This window comes from Paenibacillus sp. RRE4 (assembly GCF_031844205.1).
Lineage (GTDB): Bacteria > Bacillota > Bacilli > Paenibacillales > Paenibacillaceae > Paenibacillus > Paenibacillus xylanexedens_B.
Map to the genome: position 1 here is coordinate 3,497,431 of NZ_JAUZUT010000001.1, position 25,478 is coordinate 3,522,908.

Sequence of the window (25,478 nt, forward strand, 5' to 3'; positions counted from 1 at the left end):
TGGCATCCAAACTAGATCAGGGAAGGACGAATCAGCACCCGAATGCCTTTTGGAGCATGGACAGCCACTAAAGCACCGTTATCTCCGTTAACTTTGATCCAGCCCAGACCAGAGATGAATATGTCTGACTGACTGCCACGTTTAATCCGGAATTCATGTCTCGTCCATTCCGGCATCTCAGCGGCGTTCTCCCGTGTTGGTGGAGCGAGCAATTCCCCTAAATGTTCACGGTATAGATCATCTGCCCGATCCAGCTTCGTCCGGTGGATGTTCATAGCAGTGCTGATAAAACAAGTGAACGATTGGCGATCCCCTTCAATAAAATCAAACCGGGCCATACCACCGAAGAATAGTGTCTGGCCGGAATTCAATTGATACACCGCAGGTTTAAGCGGTTTTTCTGGCATAATTGCAGCCAGATCCTTACGGGATACAATTTCACTGAAGCGCCAAGGATACACAATTCCCGGCGTATCAATAATATATTTTCCATCGTCTAGCGGAATGTTCACCATATCCAGTGTCGTTCCCGGATAACGCGAGGTTGTCAGTTCCTGTTCCAGATCGCTGTAGTCTCGGATCAGACGGTTGATCAGTGTCGATTTACCGACATTGGTTCCACCGACAACGTACACATCCCGATCTCCACGGTGCGTGCCTACGAGCTCAAGCAGACGGTCAAAGCCTTGGTTTTGCTTCGCACTGCAGAGCACTACATCTACTGTCCGCAGGCCTTGTTCTTTGGCTTGCTTTTGCACCCAGTTCCGAACTTTGTTCCAGTTGGTGACTTTAGGAAGCAAGTCCGTTTTGTTCACGGCAAGCAGTACCGGATTGTTTCCAACAAAGCGTTGCAAGCCAGAGATAATACTGCCATCAAAATCAAACAAATCAACGATATGAATGACGAGTGCATCCTTATCCCCGATTTTGCTGAGCAGAGCCAGGAATTCGTCCTGATCCACCGTTACAGATGATGACTCATTATAATTTTTGATACGGAAACAGCGCTGGCAGATGACCGGTTCACGGTCAAGTGCTTTTTCTGGAAGATATCCGGGCAAATCCGGATTTTCCGTTTGCAAATTCACGCCGCATCCACTGCATCTTACGGCAATGTTGCCGTTATGCGGTTCTGTCATTTCTTTTTTTCCTCCTCAAGCCATAAGCCTTTCTTACGCAAATTCGACAGAGCAATCCGTTCTACTCTCCGGTTAAAGCGAGTCATGAAACCCTCATCCCCGATGGAAATGGGCAGTACCAGAACCGTATAGAGTCCAAGTCTGTTCCCACCATAAACATCGGTCAGCATCTGGTCCCCTACAACAATCGTTTTTTCGGGAGCAAGCTCCATCATCTTCATTGCTTTACGAAACGGTACATTCGATGGTTTGCGTGCACTATGCACAAACTGGATATCCAGCGGAGTGGCAAACAGGGACACCCGATTCAGATTGTTATTGGACACAATCATCAGCTTGAATCCCACCTCTTTTACACGCGCGAACCATTCGATCAATTCCGGTGTAGCATCAGGTGCTTTGGCTCCAACAAGCGTATTATCCAGGTCAGTTATGATTCCACGATACCCTTGAGCGTACAGTTCGTCCAAATCAATATCAAAAACTGTGTCTACACGCAGCTTGGGCATTAACATTTTAAACAAAGAAGTCACCTCAGTTTCATACGACACACTATATCACAAATCTGTCTTTCCTGAAAACGAAAACACCCTATATCACGTTAAAAAAAGGAAAAACGGGACGGGCATGATCTATGCCCGTTCCGCTTTCAGTTCCTTCCGCAGCTTCAAAGCTGCCTCATAGACAACCTTCCAATCATCGGCGGTTACGGTTGCCGGACTGTAGCGGGTCTGTTCAAACTTCATTAATAGCTCTTCAAAAGTCGTCTGGGCAGATGGTCTAAGCTGACTCCAGCGAGTTACAGACTCACGAAGCGTTTCGTCCCCACTGCGCGTCAGACCTCGTCTTCTCGCATAACGAATCCAGCGTTCTGTCTCAGCCAGCACCTTCTGTTCAGGTGTCAGCGGTCTGCCGGTCCGCAGGCGAAGTAACAAGAATCGCAACGAAAGGCGGTTGCGCCAGAACATATAGGCTACCCACAGTGCGATAACAGCAACGGCAATCCAGATCACAAAGCTTGGAATCATATTTGTAGTCTGCTCAGGCGTTGGTGCTTGTTTTTCTTCTTGAACCGGTTCTTCCTCTGGTTGATCTTCCGGCTGATCAGCCGGCTGAACCTCAGGTGATTCGGTCAGTAGCGGCATATCAAAACCCGGGGTTGCTTCAACCGGAATCCATCCGTACTCACCAAAATACACTTCTGCCCACGAATGAGCGTCCGCATTCGTAACCGTGTAGGTCGTTTCAATGGGGGCACCCGGCTGACGAGGAGCCTGCATGTCCGAGTTCAGCGACATCTGTCCGGGCGCATAACCTTTTACCCATCTGGCTGGAATACCTTCCGCCCTTGCCATCATCACAAGCGCGGTGGAAAAGTAATCACAATACCCTTCACGAATATCAAACAAGAAACCTTCAACAAAATCATTGCTCACTTTCCGGGATAGATCCGGATTGTTGGTGTAATTGAAGTTTTGTTGTAAATAGTCTTGCAGTAATGCTACTTTTTCATACGGTGTTTTTGCAGACGCTGTAACCTCGGCAGCGAGATCCTTCACCCTTTCGGGGAATCGGGAAGGTAGTTGTAAATACTTGTCCTCTGCCGGATTGCTTGTATACAGAGCATCTGCTGATTTGGTGCGTAACTCATCTTCCACGATAATCGGTACTTCGGATACAACCGTATAGTTTTTGGGATATTGCGGCTGCTGACGCGATGTGACCACGTGCAACTCCGCCCGCTCTGTATTCCAAAGCATACGATCCGCTCTTTCTTCGCCATTCACCGAGCTCACTTGTGATATGGAATAAGCACCAAACAAAATGGGATATACCGTGTCATTCAGCATCGTTACTTTCTGCGTGACTTTTTTCGTTTTTACTTTGCCAGCCTCTTCATTTTCCAGCGTTTGACTGGCTGACACATTCTCCATAGAAGAACGTCCAGGCTCATCCCAGCCCGTACCTGTATACTCAGAACGCGTTTCCCCTCGCCAGTAGCTTCGGTCACTGGTCGTAATGGACATGACGGGGGTGTAATCAAAGTTAAATCCCCCACCAAGCTGACTGTCCTCGCGGCTGTATCCTGACTCCGTCGCGGTAGGAAGATCCAGTACTCCATTCCCGGATTGGTTTGCGGATGTTCCCGTGTAATTCCTCCAAGCGGTGTACGGATCGGTCAAGGTTGGCGGAATTTCCGGCATGTTCACACTGGCAACAATAATTAATGAGAAAATGATAGCAATATTCGCCAGTATTTTATAAGGATACCGAATCATTCGTTTCCAGCCCTGCGGGTACTGTAACTGATAATTACGGAAATGCTGACATACGAGCCACCCCATACCTGCAAACATCACCCAAGCGATCTCAACCCAGAGCGGAATTTGAGTAAAAGAATCCAGGATGCCTAGAGATATGATATTCACTCCCAGAAACACAAGAATGCGGCGGGTTGAGTTTACAAGGCGAAGCGCTGCCTCCAACATCACCCACGCACACAAGGAAAACCAGACGTACGGAGGCATGTGCAAGATCAATTGCTCAACACGCTCTGTTAGCGTTCCGTAAGGGATGTAAACCATGTAATCAATCAACGTTTTATGCAAAATATATAAGAGAACAACGGCCTTGATTATCGTTCGATACAGCATTCTAAAGGGAAGAATGACCTCCAAAATACTTACAGCCGCCAGAGTCCACAGCACCAGCGAAGTCGTCTCGGTGTACCATGACTCCTGGGTGAACGATATCCATTGCAGCGCAATGAGAAATATCCAGAGCAAACTTGCCGCATGATACCAGGATCTTTTCAATCCCAGACTTTCATTTCTTATGGCATTCATACCGAACCTCCCCCCATAACCGTCGGAAGCTCCTGCAGATGAGCAACGGTGAATGATCTCGTGCCCCTGCCACGTAGCATGGCATTCCATTCCTTACTTTGGCGGGATTCGTTGGAATCAATCAAAATGTGACATGGAGTCATGCCACGTGTATCTGCCCAACGAAGCAACTCAATTATTTTTTCATCTTTTTGGGGAGAAATGACAACAAAATAAGCTCCCTGTGGGAACTGACGCGCTATTTTCTCAACTCCAGGCAACAAGGTAGCATCCTTTCCGTTATCCTGGATATCCACGAGATGATGCATCATCTTCTGCCGTTCAATCAGACTTTCACTTGGAGGCATGAAGGATGACTTATCAGCCAGGGTTAACAACCCCATCCCCATGCGTTCCCTACTGCCATAGTCTAGCAGAGAAGCTGTAGTAGAAACGGCCAGTTCGAATGCTTCACCGTGCGGATAGCTCCTGCCGAGCGCATCCAAAACCAGGATGGTTTTAGGCACAGACTCATGTTCAAATTCTTTAGACTTCCAGTTGCCTGTTTTGGCTGTGGCATTCCAGTGAATGCGAGAAAGTCGGTCCCCGTAAACGTAGTCACGCACACCGTTGATCTGGGTTGTTTCCCTGCGTGAACGTGTCAAGGCTGTTTGTGGTCCAGACAAGCGTGACTTGCGATCATAAAGCTGCCAATAAGGAATAAATACCGTACGAGGTAAAACACGAAATTCACCGCTGGCCTTGAATGTTCCACGATGTTCGATCAATCCAAAAATATCCTCGCTAGCACATTCCGTTTCCGAGAAAACATATTTCCCCCGCTCAAGCGGCGGAGTTTGGAAGGACAGTTCACCCGTTCCCCTCATACTCGGGATCAGACTCTCCTTAAATGACCACGATTCCCCATTGTGCCGATGTAACATCTCACGCACAACCACATAAGGAAGCGGAAGAAATCCCGGAATGGTCAAGTTCAGCTTCACCCGCACCTGATCACCGGCATGAAGCAGTTCTTCATGATCCTGTCCCGAGGAGAGCCTCCGTACGCCCTGAGCCCGTTTCACACCGCTGAATCCAGCAATGGCAAGATACAGGCAAAGCAGCGTTACCATGGACAATAGCATAAGTGAGGTCTTTCCTCCTTGAAATAAAACGTATGCAAGGCAGCACATCCACACCACGGCGATGCCCCATACGCGAGGGTGGCGTAAGCCTCGATTGACTGTAGTCAAAAGCGGTCTCATCAACTATTGCCCCATCGATACAGGCACACGAACCTGCTGTAATACAGCGTTCAGAACGGCCTCTGAGCTCATGCTGTCCAATCTGGATTCGGGACGAAGTACAATACGATGAGAGATGACATACGGAGCCATCGTTTTCACATCATCCGGTAGCACGTAGTCTCTTTCTTGCAGGAAGGCAAAAGCTTTTACGGCCATCATAAAGGAAATCGCAGCCCTTGGGCTCGCTCCTAATAAAACAGACGGGTGCGTGCGCGTGTGGCGAACAACATCCAACAGATAATCCATCACAGGATCTCCGATGAACACTTCTTTAATCTCTTGCTGGATAGCCGAGATCTGGTCCATGTGAGTCACGGATTCAAGCCGATCTACCGGTTGGCCCGACTGATGTTGCTTCAGCAACGTCTTTTCAATATCCTTGTCGGGATAACCGAGACTGATTTTTAACATAAAGCGGTCGAGTTGCGCTTCGGGTAACGTATACGTCCCCTCGAAGTCAATCGGATTCTGCGTAGCACAGAGCATAAAAGGATGCGGGAGATCGTACGTGTCGCCGTCTACGGTTACACTGCGCTCCTCCATGACCTCCAGCAATGCAGATTGCGTTTTCGTCGTTGCACGGTTAATCTCGTCTGCGAGCAAAATATTGGTCATAACCGGACCCGGTCTGAAATAAAAACGCTCATCCTTCGGATGGAAAACAGAAACTCCCGTAATATCACTTGGCAGGATATCAGGATTACATTGAATACGCCGGTATTCCCCGCGCATGGATTTCGATAGTGCTTTGATCAGCTGTGTTTTGCCCGTTCCCGGTACGTCTTCAATCAGAACGTGTCCACCTGCTAGCAAAGCTGTGAGTAAAAGTTGAATTTCAAAGGACTTCCCCATAATGCAGGACTCCAGATTTGAACGAACTGCAGAGATGATTTGGATCGACTCTTTGCGCACAGGCATGTGGTCTAACCTCCTAAAAAAGCATACAGATTTCCTTTTATTGTACATGATCCAACGTCACGAGTACACTCGAAGGAACTCACAATTTGTTTCCAGTCGTCTGATTCACCGCAATTAACGCATGAATACGACAAAAAAAAGGCCGCGGATCACATCGATCCGAAGCCTCTGCTTATCACAGCATATATTTTAAAATTTAACCTTTTGGGCGAACAACCAGTGCCGCGAGAAAAGAAAAGATAATCGCCGACGATATCCCTGCCGCGGTGAGGTCAAAAATACCGGTGATCACGCCAATCCATCCCTCTTTTTCCAGTTCAGTTAAAGCTCCGTGCACCAAAGAATTCCCAAAGCTTGTAATAGGTACCGATGCCCCTGCGCCAGCGAATTTCACCAGAGGGTCGTACAAGCCAAAGGCATCTGCTACCGCACCAGCCACCACCAGCGTACTCATCGTATGCGCGGGTGTCAGCTTCACGCCATCCATCAACAGCTGTCCGATTACACAGATCAGACCACCTACGATAAAAGCCCATAGAAATTGCATATCTCTTAACCCTCCTGTTCAATGGCGACAGCATGTGCAATACAAGGAATGCTTTCACCCTGCTGATATGAGAGTGGAGACAGGAGCGCTCCTGTCGCAACCACAAGCACACGCTTCAGATCCCCTTTTTGCATCCGGTTCAGGATGTGACCATAAGTAACGGTAGCAGAACATCCGCAGCCGCTCCCTCCGGCAACGACTTGAGGCTGATTCTCCCGATCATAGATCATGAGTCCGCAATCGTTAAACACGGTCTGCTCCATCGGAATCCCTTCTTTATGCAAAAGTTCTTTCGTTATAGGCAAACCTACGGAAGCCAGATCACCTGTAACGATGAGATCATAATATCCTGGCTCCAGCCCGGTATCTCTAAAATGAGAAATAATCGTATCGGCGGCTGCCGGTGCCATCGCTGCACCCATATTAAAAGGATCTTTGATGCCGAGATCCATAATCCGGCCAATCGTGGCTTTTGCTACATATGGGCCTTGTCCTGTGCGGGAAATGACACCACAACCGGAACCCGTGACGGTGTATTGAGCATATGGCGGCTTCTGGGAACCGTATTCCGTTGGATATCGAAACTGCTTTTCCACCGTACAGTTGTGACTTACCGTTCCAGCGAGCACGTAATCGCCGGCACCGGAATCAACAATCATAGACGCCAGGGCTAACGTTTCCATTGAGGTTGAGCAGGCTCCAAATACACCGAGATAGGGTGCACCCAGTTGCCTTGCCGAAAATGAACTGCTTATAATCTGGTTCATCAGATCCCCGCCGACAAAATAATGCAGTTCTTCCTTCGTAATATTGGCGTTCACCAATGCAAGCTGGGATGCCTGTTCCAACAGTTTGCGTTCTGCTTTTTCCCATGTTTTTTCACCGATCTCCAAGTTATCATATACGTAATCAAAATCAGAAGATAACGGCCCTTTGCCTTCATCTGGACCTACAACGGTAGCTCTGCCTATAATTCGCGGCTGATGATCATACTCCCAGGTCTGGCGGCCCAGCCTTTTCATAGATGTCCACCTCCGAAGCCCAAAAATGCATACACAATTCCAATGATGAAAGCCGCAACGACCCCAAAAACAATGACGGAACCGGCAAGCTTGAACATATTCGCTCCAACACCGAGCACCAGCCCCTCTGCACGATGCTCCAAGGCAGCAGAACACATGGAATTCGCGAATCCCGTCACCGGTACAGCTGTGCCAGCGCCCGCCCACTGCGCGATTTTGTCGTATACACCAAGACAAGTCAGGATCACGGAGATCAGAATCATAACCGCGACAGTAGGACTTGAAGCCTCCTTGGATGTCATGTCCATCCCAGCCATGAACGCTTCCTGTATGGCTTGTCCAATCAAACAGACGGTTCCCCCCACAAAGAAAGCCTTGATGCAGTTTTTCAGAATCGGGCGTGACGGCTCATGTTTTTTGGCGACCTTTTTATATTCCTTTTCATCCATCGAGAGCGATGAGGTTTTCTTTTTTCCGGTTGCAGATTGTTCTGGCAAGCTCAGGACCTCCTTTATGTGAATGGTTTGCAGTTATAGCTGAATGGCGATTGTGGAGCACTTCTATACATTGTTTGTTATTATCGGCAAGGTTATGTATCCGGCGAGAAACAGCAGATGTTTCCAAAATGAAAGAGTTGGGGAAGTTGTATAGTATCACGCCGCTTAATTGTAGTTCACAACCTGTTTGGTCTATAAATAAAGAAGAATGATGACGAGCAAAATAAAGAGTACAATGAACAGCACCTTCTCATTACCTTCTTCAGGAGGCTTCATCTTGTATCCCGGCTCCTTCCTACGCTTGAACGTCGTTTAACAGGACAGCCTGATTACAGAAGAATATGGCTCCCTTTTATAATCATATTCATGAAGGCGACTTCAAGATTGAGACAACAGCGGAATAGAAAAACGGAAAATCCAGACTAACCACGCAAAATCATGCCTTAAAAACGTAACATAAACATGGACATTCACTTGTGCAAGGTTCATACTATAATGTGACCAGTGGTTAATAACGAGTCCTTTGCACGAAAAAAGGACACCAGGCCAGCAACCGTTTTACTGTGACCTGACATACATATCAACAGAGGAGTTGTTAACACATGAATGAAAAAACGTTGGACATGTTTCGGACATTAACGGAGTTCCCTTCCGCCTCCGGCTTCGAGCGTGAACTGCGCGGCTGGATGAAAGAGCAATTGTCCGCATATACCGATGAATTTGTACAAGATCGCCTGGGCAGTCTCTTTGGTGTTCTGCGCGGAGATGAAACTGGCCCTAAAGTCATGGTGGCCGGACATTTTGATGAAGTTGGCTTCATGACAACAGGCATAACGGAAACGGGGATGATCAAATTCCGTCCACTCGGTGGGTGGTGGAGTCAAGCTGTGCTTTCACAGCGTCTTCAGATTATTACTCCTGAACGCCGGATTACAGGCGTTGTCGGCTCCACGCCTACGCACTTGCTGGATGAATCCCAGCGCAGCAAACCGGTAGACCTGAATTCAATGTACCTGGATATTGGCGCAGATGACCGTGCGGAAGCTGAATCGTGGGGGATTCATCCGGGAATGCAGATCGTACCGATCTGTGAATTCACACCGATGGCCAACCCTAAGAAAATTATGGCCAAAGCCTGGGATAACCGTTATGGTGTTGGTCTAGCTCTTGAACTGGTGGAAGAACTGCACAAAGAGAAACTGCCCAATATCCTCTATTCCGGTGCAACGGTTCAGGAAGAACTCGGACTTCGCGGAGCACGTACAGCAGCCAACCTCATTCAGCCGGACATTTTCTTTGCTCTGGACTGTAGTGCGGCTAATGACATGACGGGTGATAAACAATCCTTTGGTCATATCGGTCAAGGCGCATTGCTTCGTATCTTTGACCCAGGCATGTTCACGCACCGTGGAATGGTGGAGTATGTTAAGGACACTGCTGCTTCCAATAAGATCAAGACGCAATACTTCATCTCGCCGGGCGGTACGGACGCAGGTCAGGTTCACTTGAGTGGTATTGGTGTACCTTCTACCGTAATTGGCATTTGCGGCCGATATATTCATACCTCTTCTTCCATTATTCATACGGATGATTACGATGCTGCTAAAGAATTGATTGTGAAGCTCGTGAAAGGTCTCGATCGTTCAACGATGGAAACCATTATTAATAACGCCTGATTCAGGCATAAATCAACGGTTTAAAGCTTTAAACTATAGAGATACCTCATTGAATCTTTTTCGGGGTATCTCTTTTTCTATTATTTACATAAATATAGGGTTCGTTTGAACATGTTGAGCATGAGATACATAAGATATGATAATGGAAGGTTAGTTAACTAAAGACGAAGAACCAACACATCAAACAGCGGGGGACCTTTGTATGGCAATGGGAAGGAACGGAAAATCAAATAAAGGTTCCAGAAAAACTAATGCCGCAAATACCCTTCTGAGTGGCAATTTAAAAGGAAAGAAACTTGAATTGATCGTTGCCGCGTTATTGGTTAGCGGGAAATTAAGAGTGGATGCGGTCACGCTGTTTAGAGAAGCCACTTTAGTTGTAGAATTAGTGGGCCAATATAAAACACTCCAAAAGATTGAACCCTCTAATTCAGATAAACTAGTGCAATTCTTGGATGAGACGGGCCGAGATATGACCCTGAACGATGTCATTCAGGCTTTTCAGCAACGTATAAATTCCTAAAAGCCAAGCAAGAAAAGAGGTGGCTGTGATGTCTGAATTTGATGGAGTCGGATTTGCCGAGCTGTTAATTGTTCTTATTCTTGTCGTTTTATTTGCGTTTGGCACTACAGATATTGATACGCTCAGCAGTACACCTACAAAAGCTTGAACTTGCCGTTGCTTGACATGGTACCTAAACTGCAATTTTTAAGACGGTGCGCTCTTAGTAAATTCATCAAGTTAAGCTCTTGATTTCAGAACGCCAGTCCATAAATAATGGGCTGGCGTTTGTGGTTGTACTACAGAAATAAAGGCGAGAATGCAAACCATGCCAAAATCAGTGTCAGGATTACGCAGACATTTTCTACAACTGCTCCATGCTTGGTTCCCGTACTCATCAGATTTGCTCGAATACGTAGCTTTAATGGTGGCAGCGGTCGAATCCCCCTATTGGTCAAGGAATCGGCAAGCAGATGTAGAGCATAAGCGGAACCTCCAGCAACCCAAATTTCTGGGCCTTGTTGCTGCGTTGTACTGAAGAGCAAACCCGTCCAAACAGCTGTTCCGTACAAGGTATGCGTTAATCCCCTGTGTGTAAGTGTCGTGCACAACATAAGCAGGCTGCCAGCAATCAGATTCCACGGAGCAAAAGCATGACCATAAAAGACCAAGCCCAGTCCAATGGCAAACATCAGTACTTTACGCAGTGATCGCGACGGCAGGAACGACACAAGCCCGATTAAAACAGCGAGTAGCAGATTCCACGGTTTGGCGGGAACGTAAAAATACACAAACACAGCCGCAGGCAAAAGAATCGTCTGTAACAGTCGAATCAAACTGCTCGGCAATGCTTTCGATACCAGCAATGAATTAGGCTCATCAATATCTGGCAACAACGAGCCTATTAATGCAACAGTTACAGCTGGAGCAGTAACCTGCATTCCAAGGAGTTGCAACACTGAAAGTGACACGCCTGTACCGATAATCAGGTGGGATCTTCCCATCATGATGCAAAAACGTCCTTTCGAGAAAATAGGGAACGTCACCGACCCCAATCTGATCATACCTCGAAAGAAAAACAAGAACAATAGTTCGTATTTCTTATTTCTGAAAAAAAATTTTTATTCGTGATGCTCATCACACTTAATTTACTATGAATGATCTATCGTAATTAGTGAAATAAATCACATCCAAGCTTGGTAGTCATTGTATAATTCAAATATAAGCCATTAAAAATGTTGGTAAATGCACAGGTTTACACAAGGAGGCATTCACATGAGCGGAAATAAAGAAAAATTAGTTGTCATTGGTAATGGAATGGCCGGAATCAGCACTGTAGAGCAAATTCTAAAATTAACTTCGCGCTTTGATATTACGGTTTTTGGTACAGAACCTTATCCCAATTACAATCGTATTATGTTGTCCTATGTCCTGGAAGGCAGTAAAACGCTGGATGACATTGTCCTTAACGATCTTCACTGGTACAAGGACTATGGCATTACGCTGCATACAGGCACAACCGTTGCCCGCATTGATGCGGAGACTCGTGAAGTTGTAACAGAAGATGGGCACCGTACTCCGTACGACAAAGTTATTATCGCAACAGGTTCAAGTTCTTTTATCCTCCCTGTACCCGGACATGACAAGCAAGGTGTCGTTGGGTTCCGTGATATCGCCGATTGCAATATCATGCTGGAAGCAGCAAAAGCATACAAAACAGCGGCTGTCATCGGGGGCGGACTGCTGGGTCTGGAGGCTGCTAAAGGACTTGTCCAACTCGGCATGGATGTTACCGTTGTGCATTTGATGGATGATCTGATGGAGCGTCAACTCGATCCACAGGCTTCTGCCATGTTGAAAGCGGAACTGGAGCGTCAGGGAATTAAATTCAAAATGGGAGCACAAACCTCCGAACTCCTGGGTGGAGACCGGGTTGAAGGCATTCGTTTTGCCGACGAATCTGTGTTGAATGTTGATTTTGTGGTCATGGCGGTTGGTATTAAACCGAATATAGCTGTAGCTCGCGAGAGCGGTATCGAAGTCAACCGAGGCATTGTCGTGGATGACTACATGCAGACTTCACTGAAGGATGTTTACTCTGTCGGAGAATGTAATGAACATCGCGGTGTGTGTTATGGACTTGTGGCGCCACTGTTTGAACAAGGAATGATTCTTGCGAAACATATTTGCGGAGTCGAAACAGCTCCGTATGAAGGCTCGGTTGTATCCACCAAATTGAAAATTTCGGGTGTAGACGTCTTCTCTACTGGCGAATTCATTGACAGCCCTGAACATACCGTGATTTCACAGAAAGACGACTGGAAACGTACTTACAAAAAAATCCTGCTTCGTGACAATACAATGGTAGGTGCCGTACTCTTTGGTGACATTACGGATTCCGCCGAACTGCAGAAACTGATCAGGAACCAGACTGAAATGACCGATGAATTGTATGGTTCACTTATGGGTACAGGCTGCGGCGGTCATAAAAAAACGGCGTCTGTTGAAACGATGCCTGAAGATGAAATCGTATGTGGATGTAACGGCGTAACCAAAGGTGCCATCATGGATGTCATTACAAACCAGGGTCTAACTACAGTTGACGAGATTAAAGCCTGTACAGGTGCAACCCGCTCTTGCGGAGGATGTAAGCCGGTAGTCGAACAGATTTTGCAATATGTGCTAGGAGATAACTTCACTGCCGGAGCCAAACAGGGAATCTGCAGCTGTACAACTCTCGGGCGGGATGAGATTGTAGCTGAAATCCGGGAAAAAGGCTTGCAAACGAGCAAGGAAGTCATGAATGTACTTGGCTGGAGCCTGCCTGAGGGTTGCTCGAAATGCCGTCCGGCCATCAACTACTATCTGGGCATGATCTATCCGGACACACACGAGGATGAAAAAGAATCACGTTTTGTTAACGAACGTATGAACGCCAACATTCAAAAAGACGGAACATACACCGTTGTACCTCGGATGTACGGCGGGGTAACGACACCAGCCGATCTGAAAAAGATCGCCGATGTTTCGGTTAAATATGATATCAAAGCGGTTAAAGTGACGGGCGGTCAACGACTGGATCTCATCGGTGTCAAAAAAGAAGATTTGACTAAAGTTTGGGCTGAACTGGATATGCCTTCGGGTTATGCCTATGCAAAATCGCTTCGTACTGTTAAAACGTGTGTTGGCTCCCAGTTCTGCCGCTTCGGTACACAAGATTCCATGGCCATGGGTGCACGAATCGAACGTAAATTTGAACGTCTTGATCTGCCAGCCAAATTCAAATATGCCGTGAACGGCTGTCCTCGGAACTGTGCAGAAGCATGCACGAAGGATATCGGGATCGTCGGGAATGACGGCGGCTGGGAAATCTTCATCGGTGGTAATGGCGGGATCAAAGCAAGACTTGCTGACTCGCTGTGCAAAGTGAAAACCGATGATGAACTGATTGAGTTGTGCGGAGCCATCATGCAGTATTACCGGGAGACAGGTAACTATCTGGAGCGTACATCGGAATGGGTAGAACGCATGGGTCTGGAGCACATTCGCTCGGTTGTTGTGGATAATGTGGAGGAACGTAAAGCGTTGATGGAACGGATCGAGTTTGCCCTCGCACAGGTGGAAGAACCATGGCAAAAAGCGATTCGTGATGAAGAAGGACAGAGCAAAATGTTCCATAGCATTGAAGTTACGTCACGTCCATAAACCAACTTATATTATATAGGATTCAAGTAGAGAAACCAATGGATACCAAAGGAGTGGTTTACGATGACAACCAAACAAACAGGTACGTATTTCCCGGCTGGATTTATAGATGAATTTCTGCCACGCATTGGCAGAGTTGTCGAGATCGAAGATCTTCAGCTTGCGGTATTCCGTGCTTCGGATGGCACCATCTTTGCTGTTGATAACCATAACCCCCACCCTAAGGGTGGACCGCTGGCGGAGGGCATAGTCTCTGGGCACTACCTCTATGATCCGCTGTACGACTGGAAAATTGATTTGACGACAGGTCAGGTGCAGGCACCAGACACCGGTCAAGTGCAGATGTATCCGGTCAAGGTCGAGAATGACCAGGTCTGGATTGCTGTATAACCTCTGCTCTGCTGTACAATGGAGATTGAGATTGAAGTTGACTAATGGGGGAAACTGTGATGTATACACCAAGTGTTGAAGGAATTATTGAGGCTGCCGTCAAAAAGAGAGATCAGATGAATGCAAGTTTGCCACGTTACATGGTCGCTGCCTTAATGGCAGGTGCCTATGTGGGGCTCGGCATTATCCTGATTTTTAGTATCGGAGCTCCGCTGCTTGCCGCACACTCACCACTGCAAACGATGCTGATGGGTATGTCCTTCGGACTCGCCCTGACGCTGGTGATCTTTGCCGGGTCAGAGCTGTTCACAGGGAACAACATGTTTTTTACGATGAGTACACTCGCCGGACGTACCACAGTGAATGATACGCTAAAAAACTGGGGACTTGTTTTTCTGGGCAACCTGATCGGCGCCGTCCTGCTTAGCCTGCTGATTGTAGGTAGCGGTCTGTTCAAAGCAGCCACCCCGGAGCATCTTCTGTTCGTCGTTTCTGCCAAAAAAATGAGTGCTCCAGTAACTGAGCTTTTCTTCCGCGGCATTCTCTGTAACTGGCTGGTATGTCTGGCCATCTGGATGTCTGCTCGCTCCAAAGAAGATATCGCCAAACTGGTTCTCATCTGGTGGTGTCTGTATGCCTTTATCGCAAGCGGTTATGAGCACAGTGTAGCCAACATGACCCTCCTGTCCCTGGCATGGCTGTTGCCTAACCACCCGGATACGATCTCGCTGGCTGGCTGGTTCCACAATATGATTCCGGTCACACTTGGTAACATCATTGGTGGCGCCCTGTTTGTCGGTATGGCCTACTGGTACACTTCACCGGTACGCAAAAAAGCATAATAAAAGCCACAGGAAACTGAATCTGATTCAGCATTCCTGTGGCTTTTTGATATTCCCTTTACAAATTTACATAGGATGTATAGATCGTTAATCTTCGGTTAACATAACCACAGTATAGTCGGTGTATCGACCACCATAACTAGCAAAGGATGATCACATCTATGGGAATCCATACGTACTTCCGATCACTGAACGATCTTGAACGTATCATTCGAACTCCTGGCAAATTCAAATTCGAAGAACATTGTGTATCCGCCCACTCGTGGAAAGTCGTACAGTATGCCAAAACACTTGCCGACATCGAGGAACAGCAAGGCGTGAGCATTGATTGGAAAAAGTTATACGAGATCACCAGTAGCCATGATTATGGCGAAATTTTTATTGGTGATATCAAAACACCGGTCAAACACTACTCGCTGGAGCTTCGTTCCATGTTGCAACAGGTGGAAGAAGGCATGGTATCACACTTTATTAATGAGAATATTCCGCCTGAGTTTCAAGATATTTTCCGCAGACAACTGCGCGAAGGTAAAGACAACTCCGTTGAAGGGCTTATCCTTGAAGTAGCTGATAAAATGGATCAAGTGTATGAAGCATTTGCAGAGCTGCAACGCGGCAATACGGAAAAAGAATTCATTGTCATGTACCGCTACGCATTGATCAAGATCAAAAATATCGACCTCCACTGTGTTCGTTATTTCCTCAATCACATTCTGCCCGATATTATCGAAGAAGGTAACCGCTCCCCGTTTGATATCCGCAAAATTACTGAAGAAGCATTGTCCCAATAATCGGCCCTGCCCACCGGATGAATTGGATCCATGGACAGAGCTTTTTTTGTTGCTCCGATATGCTGGATCGTGTCACCCTCTTTAGTCATGCCGCTTCTGATTTTCACGATTGCATCGTTTAGATAAAATAGCCCTCATCTGAACTCATTGTATAACGTCTGATATATACAGATCGTTACACGAGATCGGATGAGGACTCTCTAGCCCTACTCTACTGTATCACTACTAGATGAATCGTTAATCATGCGCAAGTCCGCCCACATCGGGAGGTGACGTAATATCACTGCTCTGTTCCAGGGATTTGATCATTTTCAAACGTGATGTGACGATTGCAATCAGAATAACGAACAGGCCTGCAATGATAAACAGCAACGCTATACCTCTGCCCGGCCCGGTTCCAATGATCTGACCCACGGAGGATGCCAGCGCTCCCCCCTCCACCAGCAATGGGTTAAACACATGGTCCGCCAGAAATCCAGCCAAACTGTACGCGATAATGAAACCAAGCTGGGACAGTATACCGATAATTCCCCACACTCTGCCCTGCTTTTCATTGGCAATATTGTTCCGCACCAACACATCTGCACTCATATTAACAAATGGCAGGGAGGACAGGAACAGAAAACCCGCAAAGATAATAAAGTAAATGTTCGTCGATACACCCAGTAAGGAGAACGCCAGACCACACATGACCAAACCTGCAACCAGCACACTCGCATATTTCTTCGTCATGGTGAAAATACCGATACACAAGCTGCTGATCAGCATACCGATCGCACTAACGGACTGAAACGTTCCCAGTGTTTTGGCATCAGTAAACGAGAGTAGCATAGGGCCAATGAGTGTTTCCAGGAACCCGAGATAGAAGGTAACCAGGGAAATGATAATAACGAGTAGCAACACGCCTTTGTTGGTGACAACCTCTCTCCAGCCCTCCTGAATATCCGTCATCCAGTTGCGATCGTCCTTTTCCTCTCGCTCCACCTTCATGCTCTTGCGAATAACGAGTACGGCCAGAATGGCAATCAGGAACGTCGCAATGTTAATGATCATAATAACTTCAATCGTTGTTACACTTAGCAAAATACCCGCGATAATCGGTGAAAATAAAAACTTGGAGGATTCCGCAAGCTGCACCAGGCCACTCCCTTTAGAGAATTGGTCCTTATCCAGCAAGTCGGTTGCTGACGCTTTATATGCCGGACTTTGCAGCGCCGAGAACACCGAGCTGAACGCCACACCCACATAGATATGCCATAGCTGTATATCACCCGTGAGCATGATCGACAGAATAAAGACCAGACCAGCCGCAGAGCCAAGGTCACCGATAATCATCATCGTACGGCGGTCAAATCGGTCAGCCATCACCCCACCGATCGGGCGAAGCAAGATGTTGGGCAAAAACGTAAATAGCGTAATCAGCGCAACGCTGGTTGCCGTGTTGGTTTTTTCGAAGGCATATACCCCCAGAGAGAACGCGGTCAGTCCGATACCAATCATCGAGATCAGTTGACCAAACCAGACAATCAGAAATTTACCAAATGATTTGTGAGCAGTTTGTTCCATGGTTACAACTCCTTTACTTGTTAAGCTTGATGCGGGAAATATAGTTCCGTTACATAGGCAAAACTTCCATGTTCAGCACCCAGAACCCGTTCCATAATCTGACTGAATGCTCTAACCTTCTTCTGAAACTCTTCTTCCTGCCAATGAAAAATGCCCTGATCCAGCAAAAACTGCGAGGAAACGAGTAAAAACTCAATGCTTTCCTGAGGAGCAGGGGTATGAAATACCCCCTCCTGAATGCCCTGTTCCACGACTTCTGCCAGAATGGGGCTGAGACGAAGAACCGTTTCAACCAGACTTTTTTGATGCATTTCTACATTTTGCACGCTGTGCAATTGCTCGATCACGCCAAGCTTGCGATCATCAGGCTGATTCTGGGTCATAATGATGCGGAAAATTTTATCATGCGCGCTGAGCTCGGGATCTACCACGACACGTCTTGCCGCAGCTTCGCCACTCATAATAAAACGCATAACGATGGCATGCATAACCTCCTCTTTGGACTGGAAGTAGTAATAGAATGTGCCTTTGGCAATATCACAAGCATGGAGGATATCCATAATCGTTGCTTTGGTGTACCCTTTGGTCACGAACAGAATTTCGGCCGCATCCAAAATTTCATTTCTGCGTTCCTCCGGATTTTTCATCAATCTCATATTCTGTCCTCCATCACCTCTCGACCGACTGTCGGTCTATTTTAGTCATGAAGCTCTAAGTTTAGAACCCCATTTCCGTCAACCATTGTGCTAACCGACTTTCCCTCGCCTTCAAATCCTGTCTGTCCCGGTCATACTTTCCGATGTTTTTATCTGCTACCAGATTGCCGTCCATCATAAACAGCACTCGTTCCGAGCGGGCTGCAACTTTGACGTCATGTGTCACGAGCAAAATCGTCGTTCCTGTGGCATTAATATCGCCAAGAATGTCCATGATCTCATGTGTTGATTTTGAATTCAGTGCCCCGGTAGGTTCATCTCCGAACAAAATATCCGGATTGTTGATCAAAGCCCGGCATATCGCGATCCGTTGCAGTTGCCCCCCTGAGGCTTGGGTAATGTTATGCTCAGCCAGTTCGTCGATTCCCATTTTTTTCATTAATGACATTGCACGGTTGTTAATCGTGTCCCGGTTGCTGTTTTTGGCCAGATAAGCAGAAAGGATGATGTTGTCGAGCAGGTTTAAATTTTTGAGCAGATGAATGTTCTGAAAAATAAAACCCATTTTGGTCAAGCGTAGACTCGCCAGATCTTTTTCAGGGAAAGCCGATATTTGTTTACCGTTGAAAAACACACTGCCCGTGCTGATCTGATCCATGCCGCTGATGTTATAGAGCAGGGTCGATTTACCCGAACCGGACGGGCCCATAATGGAGACAAACTCTCCTTTTTTGAGTTGCAGATTAATATCTTTCAGAATGCGCTGTTCTTCATTCTCGCCAATCGCTACGGATTTATTCACATCTTTAGCTTCTAGTATTGTTGTCATCTTCGTCATGCCTCCCTATTCCACTATCATTTTCGAAATGCTCGTTTCCCGAATCGACTGAATGCTGATCCAGGCTGTAATAATGATCGTTCCTGCCAGTAGCAATGGACAGAGTACATACGCCTGTACCGGATCAATCACAAATACAATCTTTGAAGCGCCAAAGGAGGACATAATGCCACTAACCAGCATTGGACCCAGTGTATTGGATAAGATTGTGCCTGCGGCTACACCTACAATCAGGATGACCAATGACATCACGACATACTTCAATTTGATCTTGGATAACGCAAAGCCGATGCTTCGCAATACAGCAATATCGTTGTTATCTTTGGCAACCATCATCTGCAGGAACAGAGAGGTAATCAAAATAGAAATGAATACGCCAATGGCCAGTGCAAGTGTGGTCACCAGCTTTAATTGCTGAATCGTACCACCAAGCGTTTGATTCAAGTATCCTTGAAGATCCGTTACGCGCGCTGGCGAGAAGTCTTTCTCATATGTTGCAATTTTGGCAGCCATCACACCGCGGTCTTTCAGATCCAAACTGACTACATACCAGAGCACACTGTCTTTGTTGTAAGGCAAAAGCGCCTTTGCTGTTTTTCCGCCATTCGTCACATCCTGATAGATGCCGCTGACCGTCATCACTTGGTCTTGACCGCCCACTTGCAAGGTCAGCTGATCCCCCGTTTTGAGTTTGAGTTCACTGCTGTTGGCGTCAGAGAGAGCAATTTCCCGATCTGTTGCTGGTGCGTTCCCGCTAAGATAGGACAAAGGAAAGATGCTGAAATCTCCGCTCTCCACGCTGAGATTATCGTAACTGCCTTCCGCATTACGAATCTTGAACTGGCTCGTTACGAGAGGTGAATATTTCTTAACGTCTGCGTCATTTCCAATTTGATTCACCAGTTGAGCATAACGTTGCTCTACATCATCGGTATGCCTAAGATCGATTCGAATATCACTTTGCCCTACACCCATATAAGATATGAAGCTTGGAGCCTGCAGTGTGTTCAAAAAGTTAAGCGGTACGATCATAATAAATGAACTGACGATGAATACGAATAATAACAAACGGAACATTTTGACACGTTGCATCACGTCTTTTAACCCAAGAAAAACAGGCACGGAAGACCAGCGATTACGTGACAGGTTTAAACGGTTGCGAACGATCTGCGTATCCCCCAAACTTCCGGTGCGAAGGGCTTCCACAGCAGAGATCGAACGAAAACGGCGAAGCACTGCCCGGCAGAACAGGACAACCATGGTGAAAATCAAACCTGCTGCGAGCAGAGGCACGGCGAAATGCAGTAATGTAGCCGGTGCTTTCCCCATATACAGCATAATGTTAGATACAAAAAGCTGGTTCACTCCGAGGGAAGCGATGTAACCCAAAACGGAAGCCAAACCTGCCATAAACACATATTTGACCAAATAGAGCCGCTTGATATCTTTCTCTGCGATACCAATGGCTTTCATCACGCTGATCTCGCGGTAATCTTCCTCAATAGTCGCAAGCATGGTAAAACGAATACACAGCATCGCAATCAGAATCAGCACCAGGCTGACCAAAATAATAACGGCTGCGATAATTCCGTCCGTCATCCCATTGAGAAGCTGGAACAAACCGTAGGTCACCACCGGGCCAGCGTTAGGGAGCCCTGCATTTTGATAGGCTTGGGTGAACTCACTTGTCTTGGCAGGATCATGCAGTCGGAACTCAATGAGATATTCCATCTCTCCGACCCCTTGCTTCAATTGCCCCATATCATTCGGGCTTACGATAAAACGCTTCGAATGCACAACAGATGGATTCATCTGTGCATCACGCACAAAATCAACAATGGTGTATGAACGCTCAAAAGCCCCATTATTGATCCGAACCTGGTCACCGATATTTAATTTATTTTGCTGTAAATAATACACAGGTACAGCAATCTCGCCATCACGAACCTGGATAATCTCACTATTCAGATTCAGTAAATAGTCGAATTGCTGATTTTGTGTAACGAAGTCAATATCCATGACGGTATTTTTCTCGGACTCTGCACCAAGGTAAAGGTTAGCTCCATTGATGTTAACCATCTCAACTATCTGATGTTGCTCAACCATTGCATTTCCTTCAGCCCATGTGTTTACTTTGGTCTGATCCAGTTCTCCAGAGTGCATTTGCACAAAATGAGGTGTCTTCGATTCAGAGAACAGATACTGAATGGAACTTGTCAGTTCCATGATCATTCGAGAACCGGCAGATACCAGCAAAGCGGCGAGCAGGACAAAAATAAACAGTGCAGCCGTAATTCCTTTTTTCCTCATTAAGTCGTTTCTCAGCATTCTCAGCAGCATAAACTAACATGGCTCCTCTCATCTATCTACTATGTTCAGTCGTTCTACTTCTGGAGTCATAAAGCTTGTCAGATAATGCGCCACTGTTGAAGGGTGGTGCATGATAAACATATGCGTCCCCTCTCGAATGGTCTGAAGCTTCATCGGTACATCAAAATATCTTTCCCATTTGAGTGCTGACTGAAGGGGAACGGCGTTGTCCCGTTCTCCCCACAGAAACAGCACTGGCAGTGAAAGAGGCTGACATTCAAGTGTCGCTGCGGATTCCAGCATTCGAAAATCTGCCCGAATTACAGGCATGAAATACTGCAAAAGTTCTTTTTCGTGGATGAGCTCTTTAGGTAGACCGTCATAAGAGAAAAGGTGATCAATGAGATGCTCATCAGACATCTGGTCATATCGCTTCAATCCACATTCAGCAGGCGTATTGCAGGCGGATAACACAAGACGCAACGTCTTGGCTACATCCGGAAGCTCCTGATGTAACCGCTGAGCCACATAATAAGCTGTAATGCCGCCCAAGCTGTGCCCAAACAACATTGCACCAGGTTGAATTATAGGCAACAATTCGTTCGTAAAGAGCTCTACAAGTTGCTGCATTTGTTCCAGAGGCTCTTCCGAATTCATCCCGTGACCGGGAGGTGTATATGCCCATATTTCCGTATCCGGAAGGTAAGATACTAAAGGATAAAAACTCCGGGAGTGTCCACCCAGATAAGGAAAACAGATCACCTGCCTGTTCTCCCTGCCCTTCTGCAGTCGTTCAAGATAAGTCTGTGCCATCACTCCATCACCACCATTAATTGCTTTATTTCGCGTCTAGAACATATGCAGGAAATGTCTGGAGCGTTGTGTCCACTTTTTTGCGCTTAAAGACGATATGAATGATAATTGCCGAGATTACGAAAAAGAAAAATTGCATGATCTGCACTTGCGGATTGAAGTAGTACAGATCGATCTGACTTCCTGTAGCGACAAGCCAAAAAGCCAGAAGGTAAAACAATAGCGTGCCTTTGGTAGCATTGAAGATGTAGCTCTGAAATACGATAAACGCCATAAGCTGCACCACGTAGTATATGTATGTGGTTGAGGTGCCAAAGGATGAAATCAGATAACCCGGAAGCACCCATAGTCCAAACAGGAATCCTGTAATCAGACCACTTGTTACATTGTTTTTCAACTTGCCTTGCAGGAAGGGAAGTAAGAATCCAATCCAGCCAAATAAACCGCCGATGAGCCCCGTTTCCTTGAACAAGTTCAAAATGCCAAGCCAGATCATTTCCGGTACACTATATGTCAGATCGGGAACCGGTATGCCGAATAGCAGGGAACCAAAATGCATGGATGAAGCAAATACGATGGAAATGCCGATAATCACAGGAATCCAGAACAGATCTTTTTTTCGCGGAACCAGCTTCAAGAACATGCCTTTCAGCGCGTCTTTGCCTCCCATTAAATAACATGTAATTAATCCGGCAATCGAAGGAGAGTACAGAGCAACGATAGCTAACGGATGCATCAGATGAAGTTCACCGGTGATGGGTACAATAAAATCAGGAAAGAACATGAACAAGCTGGCAATACCATAACAAGTACCGAAGGACATCGCCAGAAACAGATACATATACTTATTGGAAGGACTGGCTGCCGGGCTGGACACTGGACGAACAGATGACTGATTGGCTGTAATCATCGTGCCACCTCCTTGGCAGCAAGCTTTCTCTCAATGAGATCATGCAAACGGTTAATGGTACTGAAATTGGCCAAGTCCAGATCATCATTTCCGATCTCAATCTGGAATCTGCGCTCTACAAAATCCACTAAACGCATGGCAAAGAGTGAGTTGACAAATCTCATTTCAAAATAGTTGTCGTTGTCGCTGATTTGAGCGTCCTCATGTTCCATAGTAAGATTGTTTCCGATAAAATCTCGAATTTCCTGACGATAATCCACTGCTCTTCCCCCTTGTTATTGATGTTGTCTTTCAGGCACACAAACTTCAATATAGTCCGGAAACTCCACGACCTGCTTCAGATCATGAGAAAAAACGATCTTCCCGTCAGCATCTGCTGACAGCTGCGTAAAACCAGCAAAACGATAGCTGATATTCATCATCCGGTTTCTACCGGTATCTCTGAAATCAGCAAGCATCTGCTTACCCTGTTGCCTCGCTTCACGCATGATATAAGTGAGCAAAACACTTCCTGCCCCCCTTGACATGACACGGCACGACATCAGCAGCATGTTCAGTCTCCATATATCCGGCTGCTTATGAATAAGCGCGAGCCCGATCTTTCCATACGTTCCGTACTTGTCTTCAAGTTCACACACCAATAGCAAGTAATTCTGTGAAGTCATCAACTGATGTAGTTCCTCATAACTGTAAGTGATCCCAGTAGCATTCAACTGATTGGTACGAACCGTGAGCTCTTCCGCTCGCTGAAGATCATCCTCTGTCGCTTCATAGATGGTAAACTTCATACCAAGTGAAGCCAGAAACTTCTCCGAAGGACCCTCATACTGTTCTTCGGCCTGTTTACGAAGTGTATCTGCCTGATACATCTGTCTTCTGCGGGAAGAGTCTGCTGTAATAAAGCGAGGCATCAGTCTCGGATCACTCAGCATCGTCTCATAGTGATCTGCATGAAGAACCTGAACATCCGCATGTACACTTTTCACTTCTTCCAGTTCAAACGGCTGGTCGTCCACAAACAAGATGGCATCCATTCCGATATTGATGTTCTGCTGAATACGCTGGATGGAAATGGACTTCGCATCCCAGTGAATCTCGGGGTATAAAAAATACTCGGCAATGCCCAATTCGGTAAGTTTGGCCCAAGCCAGCTCCGCGTCATTTTTACTGGCAATGGAGTGCAGTATTCCGCGACGGTCTAATTGTTCTATCACCTCCTTTATGCGCGGCTTCAGCTGTACATCCCCGGATTCAAGCAAGACTCCGTCCCAGATCGTGTGATCCAGATCCCATACGATACATTTAATATCTTTCAACCGCTCCATGGACATGCCTCCCTGTCGTTAATAGGCATAGAACCCTTGCCCCGTCTTGCGTCCCCAGTTTCCTGCATCCACCATTTTCTGCAATAGCGGACAACAGCGGAATTTGGGATCCTGATAACTGTCGTAAAGCACTTTAAGCGAATGCACGACGGTATCCAGACCGATCAGATCTGCTGTTTCCAGCGGGCCCATCTGATAACTAAAACCCTTTTTCATAATGGCATCGACCTGCTCAGCTGTAGCAATACCATCCTGCACAATAAAGGCTGCTTCATTCATTAACAAATGGGAGAGTCGGTTCGATACAAAACCTGGCAGATCCTCGATGACGACCGGACTTTTGCCGAGAGACTCCAGAAACGCTACCATCTCTTGCTCTGTCTCAGGTGTTGTATGATGCCCTTTGATCACCTCCACCATCGATTTAACCGGAACCGGATTCATCAAATGTACACCTATGGCGCGTCTTGGATCAGGTAAAAAGGAGGCCAGCTTGGTTACTGAAATACAGCTTGTGTTCAACGCGTAAAGAGCATCCGGACGGGCCTTTTGACTCAAACGCGCATAAACTTCCTTTTTGGACTCTATATTTTCGGTCACATTTTCAATAATGACGCCAGCCTCTTCCACACCTTCGTCCTGAATTTGGAACGAAATTCGATCCATAATGACATCGAGCGGAACCTCACCGTATCCTTGTTTCAAGAAACAGGCTGAACGGTATTCACGACGTATGACATCAGGGGCCTGAGCAATGGCGGACTCTGAATGATCCTGCAAAATGACCCGATACCCCGCTCTGGCAACATCCAATGCTGTAGCACATCCCATTACGCCTGCGCCAATAATTGCAATGAGCTGATTATGCATACCTAACCTCTCTTCCTGTTGATCTGGTC

General features: G+C 46.7%; 24 protein-coding genes. 6 read left to right on the top strand and 18 right to left on the bottom strand.

The window, feature by feature from the left end:
- Nucleotides 1–11: 11 nt before the first annotated feature.
- The 8 genes from yqeH to spoVAC form a co-directional block, all read right to left on the bottom strand.
- Complete coding sequence (gene yqeH, locus Q9R46_RS15780) at nt 12–1,139, bottom strand: ribosome biogenesis GTPase YqeH (protein WP_311280680.1); 1,128 nt, start codon at nt 1,137–1,139, stop codon at nt 12–14.
- Nucleotides 1,136–1,663 (bottom strand): YqeG family HAD IIIA-type phosphatase, encoded by a 528-nt coding sequence (locus tag Q9R46_RS15785; protein WP_090914942.1) that lies wholly within the window; start codon nt 1,661–1,663, stop codon nt 1,136–1,138. The genes yqeH and Q9R46_RS15785 overlap by 4 nt, the downstream gene beginning before the upstream one ends.
- Before the next feature lie 108 nt (nt 1,664–1,771).
- Complete coding sequence (locus tag Q9R46_RS15790) at nt 1,772–3,985, bottom strand: DUF4129 domain-containing transglutaminase family protein (protein ID WP_311280681.1); 2,214 nt, start codon at nt 3,983–3,985, stop codon at nt 1,772–1,774.
- A complete protein-coding gene (locus Q9R46_RS15795; protein WP_145332231.1) occupies nt 3,982–5,229 on the bottom strand; it encodes a DUF58 domain-containing protein in 1,248 nt (415 codons plus the stop codon). The genes Q9R46_RS15790 and Q9R46_RS15795 overlap by 4 nt, the downstream gene beginning before the upstream one ends.
- 3 nt (nt 5,230–5,232) lie before the next feature.
- The gene (locus Q9R46_RS15800; RefSeq protein ID WP_090914948.1) at nt 5,233–6,189 is read right to left on the bottom strand and encodes an AAA family ATPase; all 957 of its coding nucleotides are present in this window, start codon (nt 6,187–6,189) and stop codon (nt 5,233–5,235) included.
- Nucleotides 6,190–6,385: 196 nt separating this feature from the next.
- Nucleotides 6,386–6,736 (bottom strand): stage V sporulation protein AE, encoded by a 351-nt coding sequence (spoVAE, locus tag Q9R46_RS15805; protein WP_145332236.1) that lies wholly within the window; start codon nt 6,734–6,736, stop codon nt 6,386–6,388.
- A 5-nt stretch (nt 6,737–6,741) separates the two neighbouring features.
- Nucleotides 6,742–7,758 carry a stage V sporulation protein AD gene (gene spoVAD / locus Q9R46_RS15810; protein ID WP_311280683.1) on the bottom strand — a complete coding sequence of 339 codons (1,017 nt, stop codon included), beginning with the start codon at nt 7,756–7,758 and terminating at the stop codon, nt 6,742–6,744.
- Nucleotides 7,755–8,207 carry a stage V sporulation protein AC gene (gene spoVAC, locus Q9R46_RS15815; RefSeq protein ID WP_311281044.1) on the bottom strand — a complete coding sequence of 151 codons (453 nt, stop codon included), beginning with the start codon at nt 8,205–8,207 and terminating at the stop codon, nt 7,755–7,757. The genes spoVAD and spoVAC overlap by 4 nt, the downstream gene beginning before the upstream one ends.
- A gap of 650 nt (nt 8,208–8,857) precedes the next feature.
- Here spoVAC and Q9R46_RS15820 point away from each other — a divergent pair.
- Entirely contained in the window at nt 8,858–9,931 is a 1,074-nt protein-coding gene (locus Q9R46_RS15820; protein WP_145332240.1) for a M42 family metallopeptidase, read from the top strand.
- 202 nt (nt 9,932–10,133) lie between these two features.
- Nucleotides 10,134–10,454, top strand: coding sequence for a hypothetical protein (locus Q9R46_RS15825; RefSeq protein WP_154887971.1), 321 nt, complete (start codon nt 10,134–10,136; stop codon nt 10,452–10,454).
- Between the two features lie 278 nt (nt 10,455–10,732).
- Here the strand turns inward: Q9R46_RS15825 and Q9R46_RS15830 are convergent, their stop codons facing one another.
- Nucleotides 10,733–11,440: a metal-dependent hydrolase gene (locus Q9R46_RS15830; RefSeq protein ID WP_311280684.1), complete on the bottom strand. Its 708-nt coding sequence runs from the start codon at nt 11,438–11,440 to the stop codon at nt 10,733–10,735.
- 268 nt (nt 11,441–11,708) lie between these two features.
- Here Q9R46_RS15830 and nirB point away from each other — a divergent pair, with 268 nt between their 5' ends.
- The 4 genes from nirB to Q9R46_RS15850 all read left to right on the top strand — a co-directional run bounded on the left by nirB (nt 11,709) and on the right by Q9R46_RS15850 (nt 16,161).
- Nucleotides 11,709–14,138 carry a nitrite reductase large subunit NirB gene (nirB, locus tag Q9R46_RS15835; protein WP_311280685.1) on the top strand — a complete coding sequence of 810 codons (2,430 nt, stop codon included), beginning with the start codon at nt 11,709–11,711 and terminating at the stop codon, nt 14,136–14,138.
- A 63-nt stretch (nt 14,139–14,201) separates the two neighbouring features.
- Nucleotides 14,202–14,528, top strand: coding sequence for a nitrite reductase small subunit NirD (gene nirD / locus Q9R46_RS15840; RefSeq protein WP_311280686.1), 327 nt, complete (start codon nt 14,202–14,204; stop codon nt 14,526–14,528).
- A gap of 59 nt (nt 14,529–14,587) precedes the next feature.
- Complete coding sequence (locus Q9R46_RS15845; protein ID WP_145332246.1) at nt 14,588–15,370, top strand: formate/nitrite transporter family protein; 783 nt, start codon at nt 14,588–14,590, stop codon at nt 15,368–15,370.
- A 161-nt stretch (nt 15,371–15,531) separates the two neighbouring features.
- Nucleotides 15,532–16,161, top strand: coding sequence for a YfbR-like 5'-deoxynucleotidase (locus Q9R46_RS15850; RefSeq protein WP_090914967.1), 630 nt, complete (start codon nt 15,532–15,534; stop codon nt 16,159–16,161).
- A 237-nt stretch (nt 16,162–16,398) separates the two neighbouring features.
- Here Q9R46_RS15850 and Q9R46_RS15855 read toward each other — a convergent pair whose 3' ends face one another.
- From Q9R46_RS15855 to Q9R46_RS15895, 9 genes are all read right to left on the bottom strand, one after another.
- The gene (locus Q9R46_RS15855) at nt 16,399–17,727 is read right to left on the bottom strand and encodes an MFS transporter (RefSeq protein ID WP_311280687.1); all 1,329 of its coding nucleotides are present in this window, start codon (nt 17,725–17,727) and stop codon (nt 16,399–16,401) included.
- A gap of 20 nt (nt 17,728–17,747) precedes the next feature.
- Nucleotides 17,748–18,383, bottom strand: coding sequence for a TetR/AcrR family transcriptional regulator (locus Q9R46_RS15860; protein WP_311280688.1), 636 nt, complete (start codon nt 18,381–18,383; stop codon nt 17,748–17,750).
- Nucleotides 18,384–18,444: 61 nt separating this feature from the next.
- Nucleotides 18,445–19,212, bottom strand: a complete 768-nt coding sequence (locus Q9R46_RS15865) for an ABC transporter ATP-binding protein (protein WP_311280689.1) — start codon at nt 19,210–19,212, stop codon at nt 18,445–18,447.
- A gap of 15 nt (nt 19,213–19,227) precedes the next feature.
- Entirely contained in the window at nt 19,228–21,561 is a 2,334-nt protein-coding gene (locus tag Q9R46_RS15870) for an ABC transporter permease (RefSeq protein ID WP_311280690.1), read from the bottom strand.
- An 18-nt stretch (nt 21,562–21,579) separates the two neighbouring features.
- A complete protein-coding gene (locus tag Q9R46_RS15875) occupies nt 21,580–22,344 on the bottom strand; it encodes a thioesterase II family protein (protein ID WP_311280691.1) in 765 nt (254 codons plus the stop codon).
- A gap of 25 nt (nt 22,345–22,369) precedes the next feature.
- The gene (locus Q9R46_RS15880) at nt 22,370–23,254 is read right to left on the bottom strand and encodes a hypothetical protein (protein ID WP_186331726.1); all 885 of its coding nucleotides are present in this window, start codon (nt 23,252–23,254) and stop codon (nt 22,370–22,372) included.
- On the bottom strand, nt 23,251–23,514 hold the full coding sequence (locus Q9R46_RS15885; protein WP_145332259.1) for an acyl carrier protein: 264 nt from the start codon (nt 23,512–23,514) through the stop codon (nt 23,251–23,253). The genes Q9R46_RS15880 and Q9R46_RS15885 overlap by 4 nt, the downstream gene beginning before the upstream one ends.
- Before the next feature lie 15 nt (nt 23,515–23,529).
- On the bottom strand, nt 23,530–24,579 hold the full coding sequence (locus Q9R46_RS15890) for an HAD-IIIC family phosphatase (protein ID WP_311280692.1): 1,050 nt from the start codon (nt 24,577–24,579) through the stop codon (nt 23,530–23,532).
- A gap of 18 nt (nt 24,580–24,597) precedes the next feature.
- Complete coding sequence (locus tag Q9R46_RS15895) at nt 24,598–25,449, bottom strand: 3-hydroxyacyl-CoA dehydrogenase family protein (RefSeq protein ID WP_311280693.1); 852 nt, start codon at nt 25,447–25,449, stop codon at nt 24,598–24,600.
- Nucleotides 25,450–25,478: the final 29 nt, after the last annotated feature.